General features: G+C 73.9%; 20 protein-coding genes, 7 tRNA genes and 1 pseudogene. 10 read left to right on the top strand and 18 right to left on the bottom strand.

The features are described 5' to 3' along the window. Window positions 1-76: 76 nt before the first annotated feature. Complete coding sequence (locus AB0946_RS16860; RefSeq protein ID WP_366761345.1) at window positions 77-1,294, bottom strand: hypothetical protein; 1,218 nt, start codon at window positions 1,292-1,294, stop codon at window positions 77-79. After that, entirely contained in the window at window positions 1,291-1,857 is a 567-nt protein-coding gene (locus AB0946_RS16855; RefSeq protein WP_366761344.1) for a DUF4365 domain-containing protein, read from the bottom strand. The genes AB0946_RS16860 and AB0946_RS16855 overlap by 4 nt, the downstream gene beginning before the upstream one ends. Window positions 1,858-2,025: 168 nt before the next feature. On the opposite strand from AB0946_RS16855, the gene AB0946_RS16850 reads away from it, so the two are divergent. After that, window positions 2,026-2,751, top strand: a complete 726-nt coding sequence (locus AB0946_RS16850) for a 3'-5' exonuclease (RefSeq protein WP_366761343.1) — start codon at window positions 2,026-2,028, stop codon at window positions 2,749-2,751. Window positions 2,752-2,804: 53 nt separating this feature from the next. Here AB0946_RS16850 and AB0946_RS16845 read toward each other — a convergent pair. The 7 genes and pseudogenes from AB0946_RS16845 to AB0946_RS16815 all read right to left on the bottom strand — a co-directional run bounded on the left by AB0946_RS16845 (window position 2,805) and on the right by AB0946_RS16815 (window position 6,055). Then, window positions 2,805-2,876, bottom strand: a tRNA-Val gene (locus tag AB0946_RS16845). A 39-nt stretch (window positions 2,877-2,915) separates the two neighbouring features. Further along, complete coding sequence (locus AB0946_RS16840) at window positions 2,916-3,332, bottom strand: SRPBCC family protein (protein WP_366761468.1); 417 nt, start codon at window positions 3,330-3,332, stop codon at window positions 2,916-2,918. Continuing rightward, the gene (locus tag AB0946_RS16835) at window positions 3,239-3,670 is read right to left on the bottom strand and encodes a hypothetical protein (protein WP_366761467.1); all 432 of its coding nucleotides are present in this window, start codon (window positions 3,668-3,670) and stop codon (window positions 3,239-3,241) included. Before AB0946_RS16835 ends, AB0946_RS16840 begins: the two co-directional genes overlap by 94 nt. After that, window positions 3,656-3,944: pseudogene (locus AB0946_RS16830) on the bottom strand (sugar ABC transporter substrate-binding protein); the annotation flags it as partial. The gene AB0946_RS16835 and the pseudogene AB0946_RS16830, both read right to left, overlap by 15 nt. Then, window positions 3,941-4,972, bottom strand: a complete 1,032-nt coding sequence (locus AB0946_RS16825) for an alpha/beta hydrolase (RefSeq protein ID WP_366761342.1) — start codon at window positions 4,970-4,972, stop codon at window positions 3,941-3,943. The gene AB0946_RS16825 and the pseudogene AB0946_RS16830, both read right to left, overlap by 4 nt. Window positions 4,973-5,434: 462 nt before the next feature. After that, a tRNA-Val gene (locus AB0946_RS16820) sits at window positions 5,435-5,506 on the bottom strand. An 84-nt stretch (window positions 5,507-5,590) separates the two neighbouring features. Then, on the bottom strand, window positions 5,591-6,055 hold the full coding sequence (locus tag AB0946_RS16815; RefSeq protein WP_366761341.1) for a TIGR02611 family protein: 465 nt from the start codon (window positions 6,053-6,055) through the stop codon (window positions 5,591-5,593). 191 nt (window positions 6,056-6,246) lie between these two features. Here AB0946_RS16815 and AB0946_RS16810 point away from each other — a divergent pair, with 191 nt between their 5' ends. Together AB0946_RS16810 and AB0946_RS16805 are read left to right on the top strand one after the other, a co-directional pair. Then, a complete protein-coding gene (locus AB0946_RS16810) occupies window positions 6,247-6,660 on the top strand; it encodes an SsgA family sporulation/cell division regulator (RefSeq protein ID WP_004002642.1) in 414 nt (137 codons plus the stop codon). A gap of 318 nt (window positions 6,661-6,978) precedes the next feature. After that, window positions 6,979-7,539 (top strand): CGNR zinc finger domain-containing protein, encoded by a 561-nt coding sequence (locus AB0946_RS16805; protein ID WP_366761340.1) that lies wholly within the window; start codon window positions 6,979-6,981, stop codon window positions 7,537-7,539. 98 nt (window positions 7,540-7,637) lie between these two features. Here the strand turns inward: AB0946_RS16805 and AB0946_RS16800 are convergent, their stop codons facing one another. Further along, window positions 7,638-7,841: a hypothetical protein gene (locus tag AB0946_RS16800; RefSeq protein WP_366761473.1), complete on the bottom strand. Its 204-nt coding sequence runs from the start codon at window positions 7,839-7,841 to the stop codon at window positions 7,638-7,640. Window positions 7,842-7,944: 103 nt separating this feature from the next. Then, window positions 7,945-8,397: a hypothetical protein gene (locus tag AB0946_RS16795; protein WP_366761339.1), complete on the bottom strand. Its 453-nt coding sequence runs from the start codon at window positions 8,395-8,397 to the stop codon at window positions 7,945-7,947. A gap of 211 nt (window positions 8,398-8,608) precedes the next feature. Between AB0946_RS16795 and AB0946_RS16790 the strand changes: the two genes are divergently transcribed. Next, the gene (locus AB0946_RS16790) at window positions 8,609-9,133 is read left to right on the top strand and encodes a DsbA family protein (protein WP_366761338.1); all 525 of its coding nucleotides are present in this window, start codon (window positions 8,609-8,611) and stop codon (window positions 9,131-9,133) included. 106 nt (window positions 9,134-9,239) lie between these two features. Here the strand turns inward: AB0946_RS16790 and AB0946_RS16785 are convergent, their stop codons facing one another. The 3 genes from AB0946_RS16785 to AB0946_RS16775 are packed head-to-tail and all read right to left on the bottom strand — an operon-like array spanning window position 9,240 to window position 11,987. Next, window positions 9,240-10,064: a GNAT family N-acetyltransferase gene (locus AB0946_RS16785; protein WP_366761337.1), complete on the bottom strand. Its 825-nt coding sequence runs from the start codon at window positions 10,062-10,064 to the stop codon at window positions 9,240-9,242. Between the two features lie 49 nt (window positions 10,065-10,113). Further along, the gene (locus AB0946_RS16780) at window positions 10,114-10,935 is read right to left on the bottom strand and encodes an aminodeoxychorismate lyase (RefSeq protein WP_366761336.1); all 822 of its coding nucleotides are present in this window, start codon (window positions 10,933-10,935) and stop codon (window positions 10,114-10,116) included. Further along, window positions 10,932-11,987 carry a chorismate-binding protein gene (locus AB0946_RS16775; protein ID WP_366761335.1) on the bottom strand — a complete coding sequence of 352 codons (1,056 nt, stop codon included), beginning with the start codon at window positions 11,985-11,987 and terminating at the stop codon, window positions 10,932-10,934. The genes AB0946_RS16780 and AB0946_RS16775 overlap by 4 nt, the downstream gene beginning before the upstream one ends. Window positions 11,988-12,165: 178 nt before the next feature. On the opposite strand from AB0946_RS16775, the gene AB0946_RS16770 reads away from it, so the two are divergent. The 5 genes from AB0946_RS16770 (at window position 12,166) to AB0946_RS16750 (ending at window position 12,635) form a co-directional block, all read left to right on the top strand. Further along, a tRNA-Gly gene (locus AB0946_RS16770) sits at window positions 12,166-12,238 on the top strand. Window positions 12,239-12,276: 38 nt separating this feature from the next. Continuing rightward, window positions 12,277-12,350 (top strand) — tRNA-Cys (locus tag AB0946_RS16765). Between the two features lies 1 nt (window position 12,351). Continuing rightward, window positions 12,352-12,423 (top strand) — tRNA-Val (locus tag AB0946_RS16760). A 40-nt stretch (window positions 12,424-12,463) separates the two neighbouring features. Continuing rightward, a tRNA-Val gene (locus AB0946_RS16755) sits at window positions 12,464-12,535 on the top strand. Between the two features lie 28 nt (window positions 12,536-12,563). Further along, a tRNA-Val gene (locus tag AB0946_RS16750) sits at window positions 12,564-12,635 on the top strand. A gap of 62 nt (window positions 12,636-12,697) precedes the next feature. Here AB0946_RS16750 and AB0946_RS16745 read toward each other — a convergent pair. The 3 genes from AB0946_RS16745 to AB0946_RS16735 all read right to left on the bottom strand — a co-directional run bounded on the left by AB0946_RS16745 (window position 12,698) and on the right by AB0946_RS16735 (window position 14,546). Beyond that, window positions 12,698-12,994: a zf-TFIIB domain-containing protein gene (locus AB0946_RS16745; RefSeq protein WP_225811140.1), complete on the bottom strand. Its 297-nt coding sequence runs from the start codon at window positions 12,992-12,994 to the stop codon at window positions 12,698-12,700. Window positions 12,995-13,103: 109 nt separating this feature from the next. Next, the gene (locus AB0946_RS16740; protein ID WP_366761334.1) at window positions 13,104-14,105 is read right to left on the bottom strand and encodes an aminoglycoside phosphotransferase family protein; all 1,002 of its coding nucleotides are present in this window, start codon (window positions 14,103-14,105) and stop codon (window positions 13,104-13,106) included. A 264-nt stretch (window positions 14,106-14,369) separates the two neighbouring features. Then, complete coding sequence (locus AB0946_RS16735) at window positions 14,370-14,546, bottom strand: hypothetical protein (protein WP_014671580.1); 177 nt, start codon at window positions 14,544-14,546, stop codon at window positions 14,370-14,372. 602 nt (window positions 14,547-15,148) lie between these two features. Here AB0946_RS16735 and AB0946_RS16730 point away from each other — a divergent pair. Beyond that, on the top strand, window positions 15,149-16,588 hold the full coding sequence (locus AB0946_RS16730; RefSeq protein ID WP_366761333.1) for a serine/threonine-protein kinase: 1,440 nt from the start codon (window positions 15,149-15,151) through the stop codon (window positions 16,586-16,588). Window positions 16,589-16,630: 42 nt separating this feature from the next. On the opposite strand, the gene AB0946_RS16725 is transcribed toward AB0946_RS16730, so the two are convergent. Then, complete coding sequence (locus AB0946_RS16725; RefSeq protein WP_366761332.1) at window positions 16,631-17,449, bottom strand: RNA methyltransferase; 819 nt, start codon at window positions 17,447-17,449, stop codon at window positions 16,631-16,633. Window positions 17,450-17,522: the final 73 nt, after the last annotated feature.

Here is a 17,522-nt window from a genome sequence, read left to right as displayed (position 1 = left end):
CAGGAGCGCGCGCACAGGCGATCGTACCGACCCGACGGCGCCGACCGCGAAACGGTTACCGTCCGCACCCCTTCCGTCACGCTTCCCCGCAGGCCTCCTCGAAGAAGTCGAGGTTCTCCTGGAGGGACTTCAGCAGCCGGTCCCGCTCGGCCTCGTCCACCTGCACGGGGACCACTCCCGAGGCGCCGCCGAGCACGCGGAAGCCGCCCCGGCGCTCCAGCCGGCCGCGCACGCGGACGGGGAGGCCGACGAGGTGGGCGTGGCCGGCGATGCGGTAGTCCTCCTCGCCCAGGGTGACGCGGACGTGCGGGACGTCGGCGCCGGCGAGGACGCGCAGGCGTACGGTGCCCTCGCCGCCGGGCCCGGAGCGGCGCATGCGGACGACGGCGCCGGTGACGGTGACCGGGACGGAGGGTTCGGCGCGCAGGTAGCGGGCGGCGGCCTCGCGGAGCGCGGGCAGGTCGCCAGGTGAGAACTCGACGGGTTCGGCGGAGGGGGCGCAGCCTTCGGGGACGCCGGCGCCGGGTGCCCAGGCGACGGTGACGCGCGCGCCCTCGGTGCCGCGGACGAGGGCGGCGAGCGCCTCGGTGAGTTCCCGGCTGACGCCGGCTTCGACGGCGCCGTCGAAGGCGTCCATGCCGCCGGTTGCCCTGCGGTAGTCGATGGCCTCGCGGGCGGCGTGGAGGGCCTGGTGGAGGCGGACGGCGAGGGGCCGGCCGGCGGTCACGGGGACGAAGGCGGTGAGGGTGCGGCCCTCGGTGGCGGGGCCGACGAGGACGTCGTCCAGGAGGACGGAGGCGGAGCGGCGGTGGCGGGCGCCGTAGTAGCCGGCACGCGCGCGTGTGGCGAGCGCGGCGGCGAGCAGCGTGCGCCGGGCGGCGCCGCGCAGGTGGTCGTCGGCGGTCCAGGGGGCGGCGCCGGCGGGCCCGGCCGGGGTGTCGCGCCACCAGCGGACCTCGTCGCTGGGTACGGCGAGGGAGATCAGGACCTCGCGCGCGGAGGGGGTGCGGCTGCGGGTGAGGGCGCCGAGGGCCTCGCCGAGCAGGTCGTCGCTGTCGGGGAAGGCGCGGCTCTCGGGGACGAGCAGGCTGGTCCCGCCGCCGGGCGGGCCGGGCGGGGTCCAGCGGCCGTACCGGCCGGGTGCTCCGCCGCGCCGCTGCCAGCCGTGCCGGTGCAGCAGGGCGCCGAGCACGGCGGGGTCGACGTCGGCGGGCTCGGGCGGCCGGTCCCAGGGGAGGTCGTCGGGGTGCGGCCGGACCTGCCGTACCGGCTCGTCGCAGGGACGGTTCCTCATGGTCTTCCTCCCGTCCCGACCCGCGTCATGATCTCGCAGAGCGCCCGGTCGTCGAAGATGCGCGAGGTCGGTATCCGCACGGTGGTCCGGTTCCGGCCGGTGACGGGGTGGCCGGCGAGGTTGCTCCAGTAGCAGCAGTGCCGCAGGTCGAGGCGGTCGTGGCCGGCGCGCAGCCAGTCGTCCTGGGAGCGCGGCACGAGCATGACGACCAGGATCTTGTGCACCGAGACGGGAGTGCGGGCGAGCTTGCGCAGGTGGTCGTTGTCGAGGGTGAAGGAGAACGAGCGCCCCGGAGGGTTCGGCGCGATCTGGTAGGTGGCCTTCAGCTGCACCTTGATCGTGACCTCGTCGTCGACGGTGTGCCCGGGCGCGCTGTGGCTGACGTGCCAGTCGATGCCGTTGTCGGGGAACGGCTGGGACAGCGAGCAGCCCGCCGCGGCGGCGACCGCGTGCAGATAGCCGACCTGCAGTGTCTCCATGCAGGCGGTGGTGGCGAGCGAGCCGCGAAGGTGTCCCGGACGTTCGGGCAGCAGCCCGCCCCGCTCGGGCTGCGCTATGGCCATGACCAACAGCCTTCCCAGGCAAGGGTTTCTCCGCTGTGGGCCGTTGAACTGCAAAGACCCGTACTCCTGTTGTCTCCTCCCGGCGTACGGCGCAAACGGCCCGGGTATCACCAAACGGGCAGAAGACGGTACGTCATCTGCCATGGGTGAACGAGGAGTTGGGTTGGCATGACGACCTGGTACGAGGGGCCGCTGGCCGCCTTCGACACGGAGACGACGGGCGTGGACGTCGAGACCGACCGGATCGTGTCGGCCGCCGTCGTCGTCCAGGACGCGCCGGGGACCCGGCCCCGGATCAGCCGGTGGCTGGTGAACCCGGGTGTGCCGGTGCCGGAGGCGGCGACGGCGGTGCACGGACTGACGGAGGAGCACCTGCAGCACAACGGGCGCTGGCCGGCCCCGGTGGTGTACGAGATAGCCGAGCAGCTGGCCGAGCACGCGGCGCTGGGCCGGCCGCTGGTGGTGATGAACGCGCCGTTCGATCTGACGCTGCTGGACCGGGAGTTGCGCCGGCACCGGGCGTCGTCGCTGGACCGCTGGTTCGAGTCGGCGCCGCTCAGGGTGCTGGACCCGCGGGTGCTGGACAAGCACCTGGACCGGTACCGCAAGGGCCGGCGCACGCTGGTGGACCTGTGCGCGCACTACGAGGTGACGCTGCAGGAGGCGCACGACGCGGCGGCGGACGCGCTGGCCGCGATGGATGTCGTGCGGGCGCTGGGCCGCCGGTTCTCGGCCCGGCTGGAGCGCCTGTCCCCCGCCGACCTGCACACCTTGCAGGCGAACTGGCACGCGGCGCAGGCGCGGGGGTTGCAGGCGTGGTTCGCGCGCAGCGGTTCGGAGGAGGTCGTCAGCACGGAGTGGCCGCTGCGGCCGGAGCTGCCGGCGGCCGCGTGAGGGCTCGCGGCATGAACAAGGCCGGTCCGCGACGGCGGACCGGCCTTTCCCGGTGGGCGATACTGGGTTCGAACCAGTGACCTCTTCGGTGTGAACGAAGCGCTCTCCCACTGAGCTAATCGCCCGGGAACGCACTGAACAATACAGGCCCGGGCCGGGTTCCTTCAAACCGCTTCCAGGTGGCGCAGCAGTCCGCGCCGCCCCGCCCGCATCATCAGCCGGTGGTTGAGCCGGAAGAGCGGCCGTCCGGGTACGGCGAGGCGTCTGAGCAGGGGCTTGCGGACGCGGACCTCCTGGTCGTACCGGGCGAGGGTGCCGGGGCCGCCGGGGGTGACCGTCCAGCGGGCCCAGCCGTCGATGTCGCCGGACAGGGTGACCTCCAGGACGCCGGCGGCGGGGTCGCGCCGGGTCTCCCGCACGGTGGACGTGAGGGCGTACGGCAGCGTGGACCGGATGGTGATCACGCCGGTGCCGTCGTCCAGCCGGGTCACCGCCCGTACCTGCGGCCACCAGCGGGGGTAGTCCTCGGCCCGCTCCAGTGCCGCGTACACGGTGGCCGGCGGGGCGGGCAGGGCCCACACGCTGAGGAAGCGGTAGTGGTTCCATTCCATGGATCGAGTGTGCGCGAGGACGTGCGGGGCCGGTCGTGCGGGGATCGTCGTGCGGGATCTGAGTACGGGTACTCATGCGCCGGGCCGCGGCCGGCGTCACGCTGGGGGCGCGAGCGCCGCCGCCCGTGCAGCGGCGCTCCCCCGCTTCTCGGTCTTCCAGGGGGGACTCGGGCGTTGCGGTAGCGGCATTCCGTTGAAGTCCCGGCGTAGTGCCGGACGCCGTGCCGGGTTCCGAGGCCCGCCCATGTCCCGAGGTGGGTGACGTCGACCTCGCGGACCTTCCCGACGTCCTCGCGGAAGTGGTCCAGGCTCAGGTTTCCATCCTGCGCCTGTGACTCCGGATCAAGGCGAATTCCTCGCTTGTCATACTTCCCAAGGAATGTGACGGCGTTTTGGAAACGCCCGGGAATTCCGCCGACGGCCTGCGTCCGGAACTTCTCCGGAAGGAGTCCTCGGCACCCCACCACGAGTAACGGATCGTCACCGCCCTCCTCCCGGTGCCGCTGTCGCCCCCCGTACCGAGCCCGGCGTGGCCGCCGACGCCCCGGCCGCCTTCGGGGTCGTTCGCCCGGAGCCGATCAGGTCGGCAGGGACGCCAACCAGTCGAGCAGGATGCGGTTCGTCTCGTCCGGGCGTTCCTGCTGGACGAAGTGCCCGCATCCGTCCAGGACGTGCGAGCCGAGCAGTCCCGGCAGGGTCTCGGGGAAGGCCTTCAGCGCGTCGGCCAGCCAGGCGAGGGAGGCGTCCCGCTCACCCCCGATGAACAGCGAGGGCCGCGTGATCGGGGCGCCCGCCCGACCGGCCAGGTCCGCCCAGTCCCGGTCCATGTTCCGGTACCGGTTCAGGGCCCCGGTCGTTCCGGTCCGCTCGAACTCCCCGGCGTACACGTCGAGGTCCTGCTCCTCCAGCCAGGACGGCAGTACACCGGCGGGGAAACGGTCACGCAGTGTGCCGCCGGGGCTGACGAAGTACGGGGCCGGGGCGTCCGGAGCCGGCATGGTGTCGGCGGACAGGGCCGCGTAGAAACCGGCCAGCCACCCCCGCACATCCGGCTCGATCTCGGCCTCCGCACGGCCCGGCCGCTGGAAGTACGACACGTAGAACTCCTCCCCGGCGCCGCTCCCGGCCCCCTCCCCGGCCATCGCCGCGAAGACCTCGCTGGGCCGCGGGCCGCCCGGCGGGGTGTACGGCACGCTCAGCAGACCCACGGCCCGGAACACGTCCGGCCTGGTCAGCGCCGATACGGCGGCGATCGACGCACCCCAGTCGTGCCCGACGACCACCGCGGACCGCTCACCCAGCGCCTCCACCACGGCGACGTTGTCCGCGACCAGGTCCAGCATCCGGTACGCGTCCACCGCGTCCGGCTTGGACGAACGGCCGTACCCCCGCACGTCGATCGCCACCGCGCGGTAACCGGCGGCGGCGAGCACCGGCAGCTGGTGACGCCAGGCGTACCAGGACTCCGGGAAGCCGTGCAGGAGCAGCACGAGCGGCCCCTGACCGCCCTGCTGCACGGCGTGGGTGCGGCCGGCGGGAGTGGGGAGGACGAGGTGGGTGGGCGTGGGGGCGGCGGGCCTGGGAGCGCCGGCGGGAGCGGGGCTGGGCATGGGACCTCCTGGGGGTGGTGTGCCTGCGTCGACCGGGGCTGCGGTGCGGGTGCGAGGACCGTGCTGGTCCGTGGGCGAGGGGCGGGACGGCCGGCCCGTGACGGCCGGGCCGGCCGGCGAGGCTTCAGGTGGCGGAGGCGAGGATGCCGCCAGGACGCCCGCGCGGTCGGTGACGGGGACGGTCATCGGGACGGGTGGTCGGTTGGCGGAGCCGGGTGGGTCGTCGGCGCCGGTTGACCCGGTCCCCGGGGTCCGCCGGCCGGCGCTCGGGCTGCCCGGCCGGGGTCCGCGTCACCATGATCCGGTGCGCGGCGCCACGGGCACGAGCGTTGTTGCCGTTTCCGCAACAACGCGCCCGGTGCGGGAGTGCCGGGGCCGGCCCCTCGCGTCCGCCACCGGCGGGGCGCGGCGCGCGTACGCCGACGGCCCACCTGCTGGTCGCAGGTGGGCCGTCGGTCCGGGTGGGCGATACTGGGTTCGAACCAGTGACCTCTTCGGTGTGAACGAAGCGCTCTCCCACTGAGCTAATCGCCCGGGCACAGGGAGAACATTACCCCATGTCAGCGGGTGCCTCCGACCGGCGCCGGGCGGCGGAGGCGGTCCGGCCCCGGGGCCGCGTCACTGGTCCTTGATCTTCCACGGCATGACGAGGCCGAACTTCCACAGGTAGATCCCGGCGAGCACGCCGATGATCACCAGCCCGATCACGGTCAGGGTGATGTTCCGGCGGCGCACCCTGGGGTCGAGGGCCCGGTGGGCCGCCTCGGTGACCTTGCGCTTGGTCCAGCGGAGCACGAGCTGGGCCCAGACGAACTCGGTCGCCCAGATGGCCATGCCCCCGAAGATCACCACCCAGCCGGGCCCGGGCAGCGGCAGCATGACGATCCCCGCGCCGACCACCGCGAGGCCGACCACGAAGACCCCGACCTGCCAGCTCAGGTGCAGGACCCGGCGGGCCTTGACGAACTCCGGCGCCCGTGAGCCGAGCCCGCGCTCGACCTCCTGGCCGGTCTCGGCCCGGTCCGCCCTCGTCTCGTCCGCTGCCACGGCGACCTCGCCCGGATCGTCACTCCCCGTATTCATACAGACAAACCCTACCCGAGTGAATCCGGTCACCGGAATGGTCGTAGGTCTGGCACGAGTTCTCGGCCGGAAGAGTTACGTAAACACACGCAAAACCCTCAGAGGGGTTTACAACGGCACCGTAGGTGGCATGTCGATTTCGCCGACGTGCGAATCCCCGAGCGCACACTGAGCGAAAGGCCCTGGCGCTTATGAACACCACGGTCAGCTGCGAGCTGCACCTGCGCCTCGTTGTGTCGAGCGAGTCCTCCCTGCCTGTCCCCGCAGGCCTGCGGTACGACACGGCCGACCCCTACGCCGTGCACGCCACCTTCCACACCGGAGCCGAGGAGACCGTCGAGTGGGTGTTCGCCCGCGACCTCCTCGCCGAGGGGCTTCACCGGCCCACCGGCACCGGCGACGTCCGCGTCTGGCCATCCCGCAGCCATGGTCAGGGCGTCGTGTGCATCGCCCTCAGCTCCCCGGAGGGGGAGGCGCTGCTTGAGGCCCCGGCGCGGGCCCTGGAGTCCTTCCTGAAGCGAACCGACGCCGCCGTGCCGCCCGGCACGGAACACCGGCACTTCGACCTGGATCAGGAGCTTTCGCACATCCTGGCGGAGAGCTAGGCCGCGGCCCTTCCGAGCAGCCCGGCGCCGTCCACTCGGGGAGACGGCTCGGGCCAAGACAACCGCATACGGCACAGGCCGGCGCCGTCACCGTGAGTGTCACGGAGGCGGCGTCGGGCTGTACGCGTCCGGCTGCCCGGCGTGTCCGTCCGGGTGCGCAGCGTGCGGGCGGCCCGGCCCCGGGAACCCCCGGGCGGCCGGCGGCGTCCTGCCGGCAGGCGAGAGGTCCGGCACACACGGGTGCGGTGGGCGCGGTTGTCGCTACCATCGGCCAGCATCGGCGGGCGTCCGCCCGACCCCCAGGCCAGGGAGCGAAACGTGCTGATCACCCACGACACCCGGTGCGCCCTCGACACCGTGGTGGATCTGGTGAACACCGCGCCGGAGGACGACGCGGCGGCGGACGGACTGCCCGATGTCCCGGCTCTTGCGGATTTCGTACGGGGCCACAAGATGAGCGATGTCGGCGTTCTCTCGGAGTTCGACCTCTCCGCGGTGCGCAGGGTCCGGGCCCGGTTCGCAGCGATCTTCGCGGCCCCGGACGCCCGGTCCGCCGCCATGATGATCAACGAGCTGGTCGCCGCCGCGGGCACCACGCCCCGCCTGACCGACCATGACGGCTACGACTGGCATGTGCACTACTTCGCACCGGGCGCCTCCGTGGCCGACCATCTCGCCGCGGACTGCGGGATGGCGCTCGCCTTCTTCGTGGTGGCGGGCGAGCAGGAACGGCTGCGGCGCTGCGAGGCCCCGGACTGCCGGCGCGCCTTCGTGGATCTGTCCCGCAACCGCTCGCGCCGCTACTGCGACAGCCGCACCTGCGGCAACCGGCTGCACGTCGCCGCCTACCGGGCCCGGCGCAAGGAGGCGACGGGCTGAGGAGGCGGCCGGCCGGGAGGCGGCGGCCGGAGGTGTCCTCCGCCCGCTCCGGTGCGACGTCGGTCCCGGCGGGTGGCGCCGGGACGGACGTGTACGTCTCACAGCAGCAGCAGGTCGTGCAGCGCAGCCATGAGCAGCAGACACCCGATCACCGCAAGGAAGATCATCAGCGGTGGCTGGGAAAGGGCGAAGAGGCATCCGCGCGGCTCGTCCTTCTGCGGCGCGGCCTCGCTCTGTTGCGTGTCCAGCATCTCGCGGCCGATGATGGCGCACCCGAGGGGCCGTACGCGATCACCGCTCACGGATCTTGCGGGACTTCACCAATACCGCGAGGTCTCGTCCGGCTCGTGAACGATTCCGGCCGTCCGGGGACCCTCTGTGTCGTTTCAGCCAGTCATGTGACTGTCATATGCCGTGCTTCTTCAAGATGGCCTCGATGTCGCTGAAGTCCTCGCCCGAGTCGGCGCTCCGGGGCGCGCCGGCCCGGGGTCCGGCCGTGGGACGCGCCGCGGGCCGGGGTCCCTCGCCCAGGGACGGCGCAGAGGCCGCGGGCGCCACCGCGTCCCGCTCGGCCCGCCCGGCCGCCTTGCGTCCGGCGCCTCCGCGCCGTCGCTCCAGGGCACGCGTGCCGGCGAACAGCAGCCAGGCCGCGCCCAGCACTCCGAAGCCCGCCCAGGCGGTGGGGCTCAGGGCGGTGTCGGCGAGCCAGCCGACGACTCCGGTCATGACCAGGCCGACCGGCACCAGGGAGTAGGCCGCGAGGCGGGCCGCCGCCAGGAAGCGCTTGCGGTAGGCCGTGACCACCGCGATACCCAGGCCCGCCGCCGACACGGCGGAGCAGACTGTCTCGGCAATCATCCGTCCTCCTGGCGGGTTCGTCCGTCGTCTCCATCGTGCACCGCCCGGTCCCCGCGATGCCATGCCCCGGCCGGACATCAGGGACATCTCCGGGTCGCCTCCTCCTGGAGTGCCGCTCCGGGCCCGACGCCCGGAGCGCCGGTCCCGGCCCCCCACCGACCGGCCGGGATCCCGATTGGGCCGCCCGGTCGCGGCCTGGAAGACTGGGGACATGAGCGACTCCTCCCCCGCACGCACCGAGCCCCTCGTCCTCGACGTCTGGTGCGAACTGCAGTGCCCCGACTGCCGCACCGCCCTGGACGACGTCCGTGCCCTGCGCGCCCGCTACGGCGACCGGCTCGAGCTGCGGCTGCGGCACTTCCCGCTGGAGAAGCACCAGCACGCCTTCGCCGCCGCCCAGGCCGCCGAGGAGGCGCTGGAGCAGGGCAAGGGCTGGCCGTACGTGGAGGCCGTGCTGGAGCGGGTGGCGGAGCTGGACCGTCAGGGAGAGCCCTTCCTGGTCGAGGTGGCCCGGGAACTCGGCCTGGACGCGGAGGAGTTCGACACCGCGTTGATCGACGGGCGGCACATCCTGGCCGTCGACGCCGACCAGGCCGAGGGCAAGGCGATCGGCGTGACCGGCACCCCCACGTACGTCATCGGCGGCGAGCGCCTCGACGGCGGCAAGAGCCAGGAGGGCCTGCGCGGGCGCATCGAGGAGATCGCGGACCGGCTGCTGGCCGGCCGCGAGGTCTGACCCGGGGGCGGGGACCCGGCGGCGGGGCGAGGGCGCGGACCGGCTCCGCGGGAACCGGCGGGCGTGAACCGTCGTCCCAGGCCGCGCGGCACGGGCCCGCGCGGGCCTACAGCAGGGGCTTGCTCAGGGAATGGGTCACCACCTGGTAGCCGAGTGACGCGTACAGCCGCTCGGCCGGGGTGTTGTCGGCGAACACGTTCAGGCCGAGGACCGTCCGGCCGGCCTCGATCGCCTGGCGTTCCGCCAGCAGCATGAGCGTGCGGCCGTGTCCCCGCCCCCGGTGGGCGGCACCGGTCTCCACGTCGAACACGAACGCCCTGGCGTCCTCCAGGGCCAGCCAGAGGGTGCCCACCCGGGAGCCCTCGTGCTCCAGCACGCTGAAGAGCACACCCTCGGTCGCGAGCCCGTGCGGCAGCAGCCGCGCGTGGTCGTCGCGGGCCTTGGCCCGGGCCGCGGCCTCGGGGACGCCGCGCCCGATCCACCCGCGCGCGTACCGCTCGCCCTCCGCCTCCCGCCAGGCGGCGAACTCGGCCTCGGTCATGGGGCGCGCGCGGCTGCCCGGCGGCAGCGCGGGCGGGGTGGCGCCGAGGCGTTTCTCCATGCCGCGGTTGCGCACCGTGTAGCCGAGGGCACCGAACAGGCGCAGCGCGGCGTCCGCCGTCGCGGGCACCACCGCCTCCATCTGTGCGCAGCCCCAGCCCCGGGCCACCTCCTCCGCGGCGAGCACCGCCACGGTGCCCCGGCCGCGCCGCCGGTCGGGCTCGGCGATCCGCAGGTCGACGACCCGGGCCACCGAGGCGCCGAGGGACGGCGAGGTGCCGAGGTGGATCTCGCCGACGGGACGGCTGTTCACGCACACCGCGTAGCGGCGGGAACGGGATCCGTCGGGGTGCTGCTGGAGCGGCTCGGCCGGCCGCAGGGTCGTGGTCATCACAGGTGTTCTACCCAGGACGACCGCTCGCGTCAGCCCGTTTTCCGGCTCAGGGATCCAGGTCCCGCCCGGCCTGCTCGTCGAAGATCCGCATGGCCTCGGCGGTCACCGGGCCGCTGGTGCCGGGCAGTTCGCGGTCGTCGATCCGGTGCAGGGCCTGTACGTCCCGCAGGGTGGAGGTCAGGAAGACCTCGTCGGCGCGCCGGAGAACGTCCAGCGGCAGGTCGGTCTCCTTGGCGCCGGCCCACTCGACGACCAGGGCCCGGGTGATGCCGGACAGACAGCCCGAGGTGACCGGCGGGGTGTGGATCTCGCCGTCGAGGACGACGAAGACGTTGGACCCGGTGCCCTCGCAGAGCTGTCCGACCGTGTTGCCGAACAGCGCCTCGGAGGCGCCGTGTTGATGGGCGCGGGCCAGGGCGACGACGTTCTCGGCGTACGAGGTGCTCTTCACGCCGGCGAGGGCGCCGCGTTCGTTGCGGGTCCACGGGACGGTGATCGCCGCCGTGGAGTCGGGACGGCGGCTGGTCCCGCCGACGGCCACCACCAGGGTCGGGCCCTGGTCGCCGCGGTCGGAGCCGAGCGGGCCGTGGCCGCCGGTGTAGGTGATCCGCAGCCGGCCCAGCGGCACCGGGTCCGCCTCCAGGACGGCCGCGCAGGCACGGCGCACCTCGTCGTGGTCGGGGTCGGGCAGGCCGAGGCTGCGGGCCGAGCGGGTCAGCCGGTCCAGGTGCCGGGTGAGCGCGAACGGCGTGCCGTGGACCGCCTTGACGGTCTCGAAGACACCGTCGCCGACGGTCAGCCCGTGGTCGAGGACGGAGATCCTGGCGGATTCCAGGTCCCGCAGCTCGCCGTCCAGCCAGATCCTCATAGGAGCGCCCCCTCGGTCTCGTCGTACGCCCCCGACGCTACCGCGAGCAGCCGGGACGCCTTCAGCTCGGTCTCCCGCCACTCCCCCTCCGGGTCGGACCCCCAGGTGATGCCGGCTCCGGTGCCGAAGCGCAGGGCGCCCGCGGCGCGGTCGATCCAGAAGGTGCGGATGCCCACGGCCAGCTCGGCGGTGCCCCGGTCGGCGTCCACCCAGCCGATGCCGCCGCAGTAGGGGCCGCGCGGCGCCGTCTCCAGCGCCTCGATGATCGTCAGGGCGCTCCGTTTGGGGGCGCCGGTGACCGAGCCGGGCGGGAAGGCCGCGGCCAGCAGCTCCGGCCAGCCGGCGCCCGCCCGCAGCTCGCCGCGGACGGTCGAGACGAGGTGGACGAGCCCCGGGTGCTTCTCCACGGCGCACAGGTCGGGGACGGTCACGCTGCCGGTCGCGCAGACGCGGCCGATGTCGTTGCGGACCAGGTCCACGATCATCACGTTCTCGGCGTAGTCCTTCTCCAGCAGGTCCGCCTCGGTGCGCCCGGTGCCCTTGATCGGTCCGGACTCGACCGTACGGCCGTCGCGGCGCAGGAACAGCTCGGGCGAGGCGGTGGCGATCTCCACGCCGTGCTCCGGCAACCGGATCGTTCCCGCGTACGGCGCCGGGTTGCCGCGGGCCAGCAGCGCGGTCAGGGCGTCCACGTCGGCGCCGGGGCCGACCGGCGCGCCGAGCACGCGGCAGAGGTTGGCCTGGTAGACCTCGCCGGCCGCGATGTGCTCGCGGATGCGCTGCACGGCCGCCGTGTACCCGGCGCGGTCCAGGGAGGAGGTCCAGTCCCCCGGCCGCGGTCCCCGCCATGCGCCGGGCGCCGGCGCGGGCACCGGCTCCTCGCGTACGTCGGCGAAGCGCGCGCAGGTCAAGCGGCCCTCGAAGTCCGCGCAGACGGCCCAGAAGCCGGTGGAGTCCAGGGCGGCGGGATCGCTGGTGACGTCGAGCAGGCCGGTGGCGACACGGTCGCCGAAACGGGCCAGCGGGGGGAGGCCGGACGGGTGGTGGAGCACGTGGTCGAGTCTAGGGCGGGTGTCCGGGAGGCGGCCGCGGGATGTCCCGGAGGGGGCCCTGACCACGGGGTCCGCCGGACGCACCGCAGCACGCTGCGCAAACGCGTTTTTGTACTGGCCCGGGAATCCGCTAGAGTTCAACACGTCGCCGGGACGCGGAAGCGGACCGAAACGACAGGCGGACGTAGCTCAGTTGGTAGAGCGCAACCTTGCCAAGGTTGAGGTCGCGAGTTCGAGCCTCGTCGTCCGCTCGAAGGAGAAGGGGTCGTCCCGATCCCCTTACACTCCTGGTGGAGTGGCCGAGAGGCGAGGCAACGGCCTGCAAAGCCGTCTACACGGGTTCAAATCCCGTCTCCACCTCCAAGGACGATTAGCTCAGCGGGAGAGCGCTTCCCTGACACGGAAGAGGTCACTGGTTCAATCCCAGTATCGTCCACTGGATCTTCGGATCCTGGGTCTTCTCGAAGATCCCACCCGCGCGATTAGCTCAGCGGGAGAGCGCTTCCCTGACACGGAAGAGGTCACTGGTTCAATCCCAGTATCGCGCACTGCCTGTGACTCGCGGGTCACAGCCCCGGACGATTAGCTCAGCGGGAGAGCGCTTCCCTGACACGGAAGAGGTCACTGGTTCAATCCCAGTATCGTCCACGCAGCAAGGAGCCCCCGGCCGTCTCGCACGGCCGGGGGCTCCTTCGTGTGCCCAGCGGTGATCAGCTGGAGAAGAGCATGTGCCCGAAGCTCTTGTGGCGGTGGTGGCCGTAGTGACCATGACCGCCGTGGCCGCCGTGCGGGGCGCCCCAGGCGGGTGCGGGCGGAGCCGCCGGGTAGGCCTGCGGTGCGGCGGGCGGGGGCGGCGGGGCCGGCTGCGACCACTGGGCCTCCAGGCGGGTCAGCGCCTCCAGCTCGCCGTAGTCGAGGAATATGCCGCGGCAGCCGCTGCACTGCTCGATCTGGACGCCGTTGCGGTTGTAGGTGTGCATCGGCGCATGGCACTTCGGACACTGCATGGTCGGCTCAACTCCTCGCCGGTCGGTCCTGCTTCGCGTTTCCCCAGGACAGACTCCGTCCGGCCCCGGGCGGTTGCAGCCTAGGGCCTCTCGTGTGGATCAGGCCGGATCAGGGTCCGGGCCGCGAGGGACGCGGAAGGCGGGCGGGGCCGGACGGCATGCGCCCGCACGCGTCCACCACGGCCTGCTCCACCTCGTCCAGCGGGCGGTCCGCGGCGAGCGCCTTCGTGACCGCGAGGGCCGCCGTCTGCACGGTGAGCGCGCGGGCCGGGACGTCCAGGGCGGTCCAGGGGTCGCCGTCCGCGGGCACGGCCGGGCCGCCGGCCTGCCGGTAGGCGGTCAGGAAGCGGGTCCACTCGTCGGGCGGGAGCAGTCCGCAGGCGTACCAGGCGGCGGGGCGGGCGAGGTCCCAGGCCGGGACGCCGGCACCGAGGTCGTCCACGTCGATCAGCTTCCACGGGCCGTCCGGCGCGGGGTGCCGGACGAGCTGGCCGAGGTGCAGGTCGCCGTGGCACAGGGCAGGCGGGCCGGGCATCGGCGCCTGCGCGCGAGCCCAGGCGGGCAGGGCGGCCCAGGCGCCCAGGACGGGCCGGGCGGCTGGGTGCGCGGCCCGGCCGGGCGTGGTGCGCAGGGCCGCCCGGAGGCGGTCGACCGCGCGGGCGGCTTTGACGGGGCCGCGCATCGGGGGGAGGCCGGCGGGGACGGGGGCGCGGTGCAGGAGGGCGAGAAGGGTGGCGGCGGCCTCCCAGGGCGCGGCGTCCGGGTCGTCCGGGTCCACGGGGGCGCCGTACGGCCAGAAGGTGACCAGGCGGTCGTGCAGGGTGGCCGTGTCCCGGGTGAGCGGGGGCAGGAGCAGGCCGGGGAGGCGGGCGGCCGTGGCGACACGGAGGGTGAGCGCGGCGGGGTCCGTGTCCGGGGCGTGGGCCTTGGCGACGGTGGTGTCGTGGCGGACGACGGTGGCGTCCCGGCGGTCGGCGAGGGGGATGCTGGGGCAGGAGCAGGCGGTGGCGGGGGTACGGGGGTGAGCGGCGGCCCTGGCCCGGTCGGCCAGCGCGGACACGAGGGCGGGGTCGTCGGTCCGGGCGGTTCCGGTGCCGGTGTCTGCGGTCAAGGGGGCCTCGGGGCGGGCTGGGCGGGTGCTGGGGTGAGGGTATCGGGGTGGGGGGGCGGCGGGTCCGGCGCACCATGTGAGACCGCTCCGGGCACCCGTGGCCGGCGTGCGCACCGCGGGCCGGCGACGCCGGGGGAACGGCCAATGCCGGCGCAGCTCCCCAGCTGCGCCGGCATGTGTGCCGTCCGCCGTACCCCCGTCCCCACGGGGTTTCATGGATGGATGTCCCCGCCCGGACCGCTCTTCCGGGCCTGGGGTCGCCGCTCAGCGCCCCAGCATCGCACCCACGGACGACGCCTGTGTGGCCACCGTCTCCCAGCCGTCGAAGACGAGCAGGAGCAGGGCCGCCAGGGGAAGGGCCATGAGCGTCGCCACCAGGGGGTGGCGGCGGCCCGTGCGGCGGGGGGCGAACGCCGTGCGTCGCGGTGCCGTGTGGGCCATGGTCCCTCTCCTGACCGTTTCGGTTGTCGTCGGCAGCGGCGGGTGGTGACCTCGGGGGACGAGTGCTGCACCCGCCGCTTGACCTCAAATCTAGGCGCGCGGCGCCGACCGGGCGTCATGCCCGCGTACCGATTGCCGGGCCTCCATGAGGATGAGCCATGACCTGCGACGTACTCCCCTGGGTGGAGACGCGGGCCGGCGTCTCGGGGTGTTCCCGGAGGGGTAGCCCACTTCGTCCCGTTATTTCCGACGCGCTCTATGGGATGAGTTGAGTGACTTCGATCACTCCCGTCCGGGGCGGAGGGGGTGCCGGGGGTGGGCAGGCATCCGGGGCGCGGGCACGGCCGCGGGTCGCCGGCGGCCACGGGCCGGCGGGCGCACCAACCCGTGCACCGCGGCCCAGCAGGACGTCAACCCGCCTGCCGCACCGACGGGTTGAGGCCATCGGTGGCGTGAAGTCGCCGTCCACCGGAGCCTCCTGACCGCGTTTCACCTCCCCCGGACGGCCGACACAATCCATCCGGCCCAGAGGGCGCGGCCTCTGCGCGCAGGCGGCCGTGGAAACGTAAGCTGTGCCACGTCACAGGGACCGGGCAGCGGGGATGAACATGGCGATGATGCGCCTGAGGCGCGAGGACCCGCGCGTCGTCGGCTCGTTCAGGCTTCACCGACGGCTCGGCGCGGGCGGGATGGGCGTGGTCTATCTCGGCTCCGACAAGAAGGGGCAGCGGGTCGCCCTGAAGGTGATCCGGCCCGATCTCGCGGAGGACCAGGAGTTCCGGTCGCGCTTCGCGCGCGAGGTGTCGGCGGCCCGGCGGATCCGGGGCGGGTGCACGGCCCGGCTGGTCGCCGCGGACCTGGAGGCCGAGCGGCCCTGGTTCGCCACCCAGTACGTACCGGGCCCGTCCCTGCACGACAAGGTCGCCGAGGAGGGCGCTCTCGGCGCGGCGGACACCGCGGCCATCGGCGCGGCCCTGTCCGAGGGGCTGGTCGCCGTGCACGAGGCCGGGGTCGTCCACCGGGACCTGAAGCCCTCCAACATCCTGCTGTCCCCGAAGGGGCCGCGGATCATCGACTTCGGCATCGCCTGGGCCACCGGTGCCTCCACGCTCACCCACGTGGGGACCGCGGTCGGCTCCCCCGGTTTCCTCGCCCCGGAGCAGGTGCGCGGGGCCGCGGTCACCCCGGCCACCGACGTCTTCTCCCTGGGCGCGACCCTGGCGTACGCCTCGACCGGCGACTCGCCGTTCGGGCAGGGCAGTTCCGAGGTGATGCTGTACCGGGTGGTGCACGAGGAGCCGCAGCTGTACGGCGTCCCGGACGCCCTGGCCCCGCTGATCCGGGCCTGCCTGGCGAAGGACCCCGACGAGCGGCCCAGCACGCTCCAGCTGTCGCTGCGGCTGAAGGAGATCGCCGCCCGGGAGGCGCAGGGCCTGGACGGCGTACGGCCGCCCTCGCCGCGTGCCGCCGAGGCGGACCGGCCCACCGGACGGCTCGCCGACACCTACCCCGAGCAGCAGCGCACCCAGCGGCGCGCCTCCCCCGGTACGCCGCTGCCGCGCGGCGGCACCCCCGCCCGGGGCGGTGCGCCCTCCGTGTCCTCCAGGGGCGGGGTGTCCTCGCGCGGCGGGGTGCCCTCCCGCGGTGGCGGCGGTGCGCGCGGTGGCGGTGCCGGGTCCTCCCCGCGGCCGGGTACGGCGCGGCCCACCCCGGTGCCGCGCGGCGGCGGTCCGCGTTCCGGTGGCGGCCGGCCCGCTCAGCGCGGTGGTTCCGGCCGGCCGGGGCAGCGCCCGGCGGGGAGCCTGCGGCGGCCGGCCAATCCGCGGTTGCTGCGGCAGCGGCTGTTCGTCTTCGTGGTGGTGACGCTGCTCGTGGCGCTCGGCATCGCGGTGGCCCAGGGCTGCCAGGGGCCGGCGCGCGGGCTGGGCGACGACGGCGTCCCCCGGCAGCAGCACACCCAGCCGGGTCACTCGCCGCTGGGCGACGCGACGTTCGTACCGAACCCGGACACGTCCGCTCTCAGCCGCGACGCCGGTAACTGAGGGCCGCCCGCGGGACGGCTCGGCGGGCCGGGGTGCGCCCGGTCAGGACTCCGGGCGGCCCGTGGCCACCGCGTAGAAGGCGACCGCGGCCGCCGCGCCCACGTTGAGCGAGTCGACGCCGTGGGACATCGGGATGCGGACCCACTCGTCGGCGGCGGCCAGCGCCCGCGCGGACAGTCCGTCGCCCTCGGCGCCGAGCATGAGCGCCACCCGGTCCATCCTGTGCGGGGCGGCCTCGTCGAGGGGGCTGGCCTTCTCGTCCGGAGTGAGCGCGAGCAGGGTGAAGCCGGCCTCGCGCACCGAGTCCAGGCTCCTGGGCCAGGTCTCCAGCCGGGCGTACGGCACCGAGAACACCGCGCCCATGGAGACCTTGACGCTCCGCCGGTACAGCGGGTCGGCGCAGTCGGGCGACAGCAGCACCGCGTCCATGCCGAGAGCCGCCGCCGAGCGGAAGATCGCGCCGATGTTGGTGTGGTCGTTCACCGACTCCATGACCACCACCCGGCGGGCGGAACGGAGCAGTTCGCCGGCCGTCGGCAGCGGCTTGCGCTGCATGGAGGCGAGGGCGCCGCGGTGCACGTGGTAGCCGGTGACGCGTTCGGCGAGTTCGGGGCTGACGGCGTAGACCGGGGCCGGGAGTTCGTCGACGACGTCGCGCATGACGTCGATCCACTTGGCCGAGAGCAGCATCGACCGCATCTCGTAGCCGGCGTCCTTCGCCCTGCGGATGACCTTCTCCCCCTCGGCGATGAACAGGCCCTCGGCGGGCTCGCGCTTGCGGCGCAGCTCCACGTCGGTCAGGCCCGTGTAGTCGGCCAGGCGCGGGTCGTCGGGATCCTCGATGGTGATGAGATCGGCCACAGGGTGATACTGCCTTGTCCTGGATGTGGTGCCAACGGTCGGGAGGGGCGGGTTACCCCGGGTTACGCGTGAT

This window comes from Streptomyces sp. NPDC046870, from assembly GCF_040704595.1.
Lineage (GTDB): Bacteria > Actinomycetota > Actinomycetes > Streptomycetales > Streptomycetaceae > Streptomyces > Streptomyces argyrophylli.
This window is presented reverse-complemented; position numbering and strand designations above follow the sequence as displayed.

Excerpts from the sequence above, each read along its gene's own strand:
- AB0946_RS16730 (WP_366761333.1), top strand. The coding sequence starts at position 15,149 with ATGAACATGGCGATGATGCGCCTGAGGCGCGAGGACCCGCGCGTCGTC.
- AB0946_RS16795 (WP_366761339.1), bottom strand. The coding sequence starts at position 8,397 with ATGATTGCCGAGACAGTCTGCTCCGCCGTGTCGGCGGCGGGCCTGGGT.
- AB0946_RS16815 (WP_366761341.1), bottom strand. The coding sequence starts at position 6,055 with ATGAATACGGGGAGTGACGATCCGGGCGAGGTCGCCGTGGCAGCGGAC.
- AB0946_RS16810 (WP_004002642.1), top strand. The coding sequence starts at position 6,247 with ATGAACACCACGGTCAGCTGCGAGCTGCACCTGCGCCTCGTTGTGTCG.
- AB0946_RS16825 (WP_366761342.1), bottom strand. The coding sequence starts at position 4,972 with ATGCCCAGCCCCGCTCCCGCCGGCGCTCCCAGGCCCGCCGCCCCCACG.
- AB0946_RS16735 (WP_014671580.1), bottom strand. The coding sequence starts at position 14,546 with ATGGCCCACACGGCACCGCGACGCACGGCGTTCGCCCCCCGCCGCACG.
- AB0946_RS16780 (WP_366761336.1), bottom strand. The coding sequence starts at position 10,935 with ATGAGGATCTGGCTGGACGGCGAGCTGCGGGACCTGGAATCCGCCAGG.
- AB0946_RS16860 (WP_366761345.1), bottom strand. The coding sequence starts at position 1,294 with ATGAGGAACCGTCCCTGCGACGAGCCGGTACGGCAGGTCCGGCCGCAC.
- AB0946_RS16850 (WP_366761343.1), top strand. The coding sequence starts at position 2,026 with ATGACGACCTGGTACGAGGGGCCGCTGGCCGCCTTCGACACGGAGACG.
- AB0946_RS16790 (WP_366761338.1), top strand. The coding sequence starts at position 8,609 with ATGAGCGACTCCTCCCCCGCACGCACCGAGCCCCTCGTCCTCGACGTC.
- AB0946_RS16785 (WP_366761337.1), bottom strand. The coding sequence starts at position 10,064 with ATGACCACGACCCTGCGGCCGGCCGAGCCGCTCCAGCAGCACCCCGAC.
- AB0946_RS16855 (WP_366761344.1), bottom strand. The coding sequence starts at position 1,857 with ATGGCCATAGCGCAGCCCGAGCGGGGCGGGCTGCTGCCCGAACGTCCG.
- AB0946_RS16745 (WP_225811140.1), bottom strand. The coding sequence starts at position 12,994 with ATGCAGTGTCCGAAGTGCCATGCGCCGATGCACACCTACAACCGCAAC.